The organism is Desulfosporosinus sp. (genome assembly GCF_014237355.1).
Classification (GTDB): Bacteria; Bacillota; Desulfitobacteriia; order Desulfitobacteriales; family Desulfitobacteriaceae; genus Desulfosporosinus.
The window spans coordinates 53,462-59,461 of sequence record NZ_JABZFS010000009.1 but is presented as its reverse complement, the minus strand read 5'-3'; the positions used below and the strand labels follow the sequence as shown (position 1 = coordinate 59,461).

The 6,000-nt window shown below is 39.1% G+C and carries 5 protein-coding genes; 2 read left to right on the top strand and 3 right to left on the bottom strand.

All coding sequences use genetic code 11. From position 1 onward, the window contains the following. Positions 1–113 precede the first annotated feature (113 nt). The gene (locus HGJ98_RS01675; RefSeq protein ID WP_291349254.1) at positions 114–623 is read right to left on the bottom strand and encodes a flavin reductase; all 510 of its coding nucleotides are present in this window, start codon (positions 621–623) and stop codon (positions 114–116) included. Positions 624–877: 254 nt separating this feature from the next. Further along, complete coding sequence (locus tag HGJ98_RS01670) at positions 878–2,158, bottom strand: M14 family metallopeptidase (protein ID WP_291349253.1); 1,281 nt, start codon at positions 2,156–2,158, stop codon at positions 878–880. A 304-nt stretch (positions 2,159–2,462) separates the two neighbouring features. Here HGJ98_RS01670 and HGJ98_RS01665 point away from each other — a divergent pair, with 304 nt between their 5' ends. Beyond that, positions 2,463–3,272: a methyl-accepting chemotaxis protein gene (locus HGJ98_RS01665; protein WP_291349252.1), complete on the top strand. Its 810-nt coding sequence runs from the start codon at positions 2,463–2,465 to the stop codon at positions 3,270–3,272. 117 nt (positions 3,273–3,389) lie between these two features. On the opposite strand, the gene HGJ98_RS01660 is transcribed toward HGJ98_RS01665, so the two are convergent. Continuing rightward, positions 3,390–4,247, bottom strand: a complete 858-nt coding sequence (locus tag HGJ98_RS01660; protein WP_291349251.1) for a pyridoxamine kinase — start codon at positions 4,245–4,247, stop codon at positions 3,390–3,392. Between the two features lie 107 nt (positions 4,248–4,354). Here HGJ98_RS01660 and HGJ98_RS01655 point away from each other — a divergent pair, with 107 nt between their 5' ends. Further along, positions 4,355–5,773 carry a PLP-dependent aminotransferase family protein gene (locus HGJ98_RS01655; protein ID WP_291349250.1) on the top strand — a complete coding sequence of 473 codons (1,419 nt, stop codon included), beginning with the start codon at positions 4,355–4,357 and terminating at the stop codon, positions 5,771–5,773. The last annotated feature ends 227 nt before the right edge of the window (positions 5,774–6,000 follow it).

Sequence of the window (6,000 nt, the reverse complement as noted above, 5' to 3'; positions counted from 1 at the left end):
TAAGAATGTTTAGCGGGTTTACTATATTTTAGTTCCATACATGTCTAAATTCGTTATTTTCCTTGAACGATATCTGAAATTGCTTGAAAAGAATCTTAGGATGCATCTTTAAACTACTCTCTAATAAGGATTTTTTGAATTTCTGCAATATATAAAGTATGATAGTCAACCTCTGGATACCATTTTTCGATCAGTTCAGGAGCAACGAAACACTCGGGTTTATAGTCTTGAGCATATAGTTTCTTGCATAAAATGGCGACATTTGCTTCTTCAAAATACGGAATATCCTCGGTATGGAGAACAGTTAACTTGGAATTTGTGATTTTATCCTCATCCCTACCAGATTTGGTTCCAAGGTAAGTTAATGTTGTCTTAAAGCTGTTATCTAGAAAGGATAGCGAAAATGTGTCAGAGCTATCTATAAACTCCTTAGTGTAACGTTGTGGGCGAAGTACAATATAGGCAACATTTTTCCCCCACATTACGCCAAAGCCACCCCAAGAGGCTGTCATTGTATTCACTTTTTTATCCTTTTGAGCAGTAATAAGCATCCAATCCTTACCTATTAATTTAAATGGACTCTGTTCAAAAAGCTCAGGCTTAATTTCGGTGAAATTCGGCATCAAATTGTCCCCCTTAAATAGTTTGCAATTGAAAAATTCGCTATGTAGTTACTTCTGAACTTGAAAAATAATAAGAACGATACTAAAGACAATAGTCTCTTATATCATACCAAATTATTCGGCTAGTATTACAGTATATCAGCTCCTTTTTTGAGACTTAAGAAGGACACTTATATGAGAAGGCCGGAAGATGGATTTCGCTTCCTGGCTTCTCTTTGAGAGGTATTTTACTAATTAAGGTACAAATCTTTAATTTAGGAGCGTGCTTGAATAGGGGCAGCTAGTAAAACCCCTTCATTATCTTGATAGATTTTGCTGAACTGAGATATTGGAAGTGGATTTTTTCCCAGACCTACTTCGATTGTGTAACCGGGGCGACAGTACTTGTCGATAAACCAATCTTTGTAACCAGCGAAGGAGGCAATCCCAGTCGTTTCCGACAAAGAATACCCGCTTAACTGGGAGAAAACGTCGCCAATGCGTCGAGCTTGAGATGGAGTCTTATCCTGATAGGTCCAGTAGATTTCTTCACCTTGACTATGGAAAGCAAGTACTAATTTAAAGTCATGGTGTCTAGTGAAGTCTGCCACAGCCTTTGACTCGGGTTCAGACTCCGGATATTCGCCGGAATACCTGGTAGGCCCTGGACCATTCACGCCATAAGCCGGCTCAGCTTGTTTAGAAAGTTGCCACGAGGCATCGTAGTTGTGGTTTAAATCGACTCCCCTTATGTTGGCCTGCCAAACTTCTCCGAAGTTCATTCGGCCATCATTCCAAGCAATCAGTTCGTCATAAAAGGGATTAGTCTGTTGCAATCCATGGAGAACTAAATCCACTCCATCAGGATTAACCATAGGCATAATATATATCGTAGTATTCAGCCAGATATCATTTAGATTATACCCGCGCAATGGGCGTTCAGTAGCGTAAGCCTTAGCAAAATTCTCGACAAATTTCATAACTAAGGGCGATGTTATCCATTCTAAGCCATGATGAACACTGTTATAGAAGACTTTCACAGGCCCGTTCCCTAATTTGAGGGTGTATAAGTTTTTCCCAAGCACACTTTTACCAGCCACCCCAACTTCGATAAAAGGATATCGACTCTTTAAGCCCTCAATATCTCTCTCCATGATTTCATATGTATAGTTAATATTAGTATCTACAACATCGAAAGCATAGGGGACTTTGATCACCTGTCCAACTTGAAGAGCCAAGGGATTAGTTCCAAAGTTTGCGGTAAGTAACAATTCGATATTAATTGAATACTTTTGGGCAATTTTAAAGATGGTATCCCCTGATTTGACGGTATAGTTCTCATACCCTAGGAGAAATCGCTCTAACACTTTGTGAGTATTGGACTCAATAATACCATCGGCGACTAGCCCATTGTGTCTTTGAAGCTGTACGATCGCTTTTTCTGTCTGAAGGCCAAAAATGCCATCAATAAGTCCAGGGCTATAGCCGATCTTTTTCAAGAGGCTCTGGATTTCCATAACATCGTTGCCTCTGGAACCACGTTTCAGCGTCCGCATTATCACACCCCCTTGCACTAGCATATGCAAGGGGCGTGAGTTAGAACGACAGTAAATAATTGTAGATTTAGAGTAATTTTGTATTAATATGTACTATTGTTAAGGTTAATGATAAAATAATGAACATACTAAACAAATTTAGATTTCCTAGGTATGAAATTATAGACCAAAGCTATCCCCTTTTTAAGGACCTTTGTTCTATTGGTGGACGGTAGTGGGCTTGTTAAAATTATAGATCAAAGTTGATATGGGTGCTTGTAGCTTTTGCTTTAATACTATATTTCTAATAGACGGAGGAAACTAAGTGAAAAGATTTGAGGCTTACCAGATGATTGCTGGCGAGGTTCAGCAGTTTTACGATGAAGACGTTGCCGTTACCTTATTCGATAGGGAGAAGATTGTTGCTTATTACCCCGGAAAGACCATTGATACCAAAGCCAAGATTGGGAACCCGCCTACGCCAGGTTCTAATGTGTTAGAAGCCCTTACGAGTGGAAAACGAGTTGTAAGACGTGTATCCAAGGATCTTTTTGGTGTGCCTTTTGTCGGTATTGCCCTACCTATCTTCGAAGAGTCAAAGATTGCTGGGTGTCTTGCCATTGCCTGTTCACTTGAACATTACGATAATCTTCTAGCAACCGGTCAGGAAATCCTTGAATCTGTAGTTACGATTTCTTCCTCAGCTCACAGTTTGTCAGCATCGACTGAAGAGCTGGCAGCAACTCTTCGAAATATGGATACTGAGACTGAACAGGTAAGCACCGAGATGCGAAGAACCAATGAATTAACTCAGCAAATTAAAAAAATTTCTAAACAGAGTAACATATTAGGGATTAATGCAGCCATTGAAGCATCCCGGGCAGGTGAGCATGGCAGGGGGTTTGCTATTGTTTCGGAGGAAGTCAGGAAGCTTGCCATTGATACAGATACCTCTACTCAAGCGATCGAAACTAATGTGCAGGAGGTTCAGTCGTCAGTGGGGCTACTGATCGAGGCTATCAAGCAACTGACAGAGGCAACTGAAAATCATGCTAATGATATAACGGAAATTGCCAATAGTTTGGTGAGAATAGAAAGTATGGCCAAGCAACTGGTAATAATGGGGCAACACTAAAAAAACCCGCAGGTTTGCGGGCTTTTTTTCCATGCCGCTTCGCAGCACCATCAGATGATGAAAAGTATTTTTTCAGAATAGTAGAAAGTATAACTTTAGGGTTTTCTTATAATAGTTTTATACTACGAATAGCCCCAATTGTTTTATAAGATATGGTATCGCTTTTTCGAAGCAGACGCCATATCTTTTTTCAAGTCCAGCCTCATGGGTCAGGCTTATACATCTATGTGTATAGTCGACAGCTATTTGTACGGCTTTTTCAAGAGGAAAATCGTTTAACAACGCAGATAATAAGGCACTCCCAAAAACGTCACCTGTACCATGAAAATAGCCCTCGATCTTATCATTGAAGGCGTAGCTAACCTTCCCGGTGTTGCTATCAAAGGCTGCGGCTCCCAATTTGTCTTTCTCAAAGGAAACCCCCGAAAGAACCACCTTTTTTGCACCTAGGGAAGAAAGTTTCTTTAAGGTGGACTCAATATACTCCTGTGAATAATTTTCCCCAACGTACTCTTCTTCTAAGAGGAAAGCAGCTTCCGTTAAATTAGGGACGATAATATCTGCCTTGGCACACAATTTGGTCATTCCCTTAGCCATTTCAGGCGAATAAATTGAATATAAAACTCCATTGTCCGCCATTACAGGGTCAACCATTACCAGTGTGTCATTCCTTCTAAAAGTATCAAAGAGATCTGCGACTAAATCAATCTGCTCAAAGGATCCTAAAAAACCACTGTATAAAGCGTTGAAGTTTAGATTCAGAGATTGCCAGTGATCTGAAATTGGCTTAATATCCTCAGTTAAATCTCTATATGTAAAACCCTCAAAGCCACCAGTATGAGTAGATAGAATCGCAGTTGGTAAAACACTTGTGTCAAACCCTGCAGCGGAAAGGATTGGCAGTGCAACGGTAAGTGAACATCTCCCTACACAAGAAATATCGTGAATTGCAGCTACCCTCTTTTGTTTATTCATTGTACTAGTTCCTCCTTGACAATTAATGTATTGATTATAGAATATATCTGTTACCTACATAAGTATCAGTTTTTAATAGTTGTATAGTATCAGTTTGGAGGATTTCCATGATTACTTTGCCCTTATGCACTAGTAAAGCACCCTTATATAAACAAATTTATGAATGGGTTAGAGCCGAAATCCAATCTAAAAACTATAAGCCTCATGATAAGATACCATCAAAGCGAAAGCTAGCGGAACACCTTGGCGTGAGTATTAATACCATCGATACAGCGTATAGTCAGTTGATCGATGAAGGGTACATTGTGGCCATTCCAAAGAAGGGATATTTTGTCTGTGATATTGACATATATCATAGAATAAACATTACTCAGCACGAAAATACTCAACTCATAGAAAGGAAGGAATATCTTAAAATTGATTTCTCGCCCAGTGACATCGATCATAGTGCGTTCCCGTATAAGACATGGAGGAACCTGTTTAAAAGTTGTTTTAATGAATTCGATTATAGCATTTTAAAGAAAACGGTGGCTCAAGGGGATTTGAATTTAAGGCGAGAATTAGTTGCTTTCTTGCATAGTTCAAGAGGGGTTAACTGTGATGAACGTCAGATAATCATTGGAGCAGGAACGGAAAGTTCATTACGAACTATAAGCATTGTTCTAAATAAGGCAACATGTATAGCTTTGGAAAACCCTGTATATAGAAAAGCCTATAGAACCTTCGACCATATGGGGCATTCGATTATACCAATACCCATCGATGACAAAGGGATAGAAATTGAACCTCTAAAGGGTCTTTCTAATGTAGCAGTCTATGTAACCCCTTCGCACCAATTCCCTCTAGGAATCAGCATGCCCATCGGCAGAAGAATTGAACTCCTCAATTTTGCAAACCAAATGCCTGAACGATATATCATTGAAGATGACTATGACAGCGAATTTAGATATATCAGAAAACCACTGCCATCCTTGCAAAGTATCGACCAAAACGGGAGAGTTATTTATATCGGCACCTTCTCAACCTCAATTGCTCCCTCTATCAGGATAAGTTATATGGTGTTGCCCGTAACATTACTAAAAAACTACCATAGAATAAATAGTGAATTCGGTTCCGAGGTATCCATTCTTGAACAGAGGTTAGTTGCGAAGTTTATTGCAGAGGGCAATTATGAAAAACATCTAAATAAGATGCGTAAACTATATAAAGAAAAGCGAGCGCATCTAATCAGAGAACTATCGATCTTTGGAGAAAACATTAGGATTGTAGGTGAGAGTGCAGGTAATCACTTGCTGATTAAATTGCGCACTACAAAGAGCGGAACCTACTTATGTAAAGCTGCAGCTGAAAATGGCGTGAAGGTCTATCCGATTTCGGATTATTTTATTGGTGCAATCCTCAAAAAATATGACAGTACATTTTTATTGGGATATGGGGCATTAAGTAAGGATGAACTTTCCGAGGGCGTAAACTTGTTATATCGTGCATGGAAGGATATTTGTGGAGGGTCTTCACGAGATACGTGAAGACCTATTTATTTAATACGTCAGCCCCCATGATAGCTTAGTCAAAGTTATTAAAAATAGTAATCATAGCCTATTGCTATCTATGTGATTTGTTATATTTATAACTGTTTAGTATAAATAAACGCCTGGTATGCTTAGAATACTAGACAATTAAGGAAAAACACGCAAATTATACATAAACAAAATAAATGGTTCCATATATGTCGGCTATAGACAGAAAAGGGGCG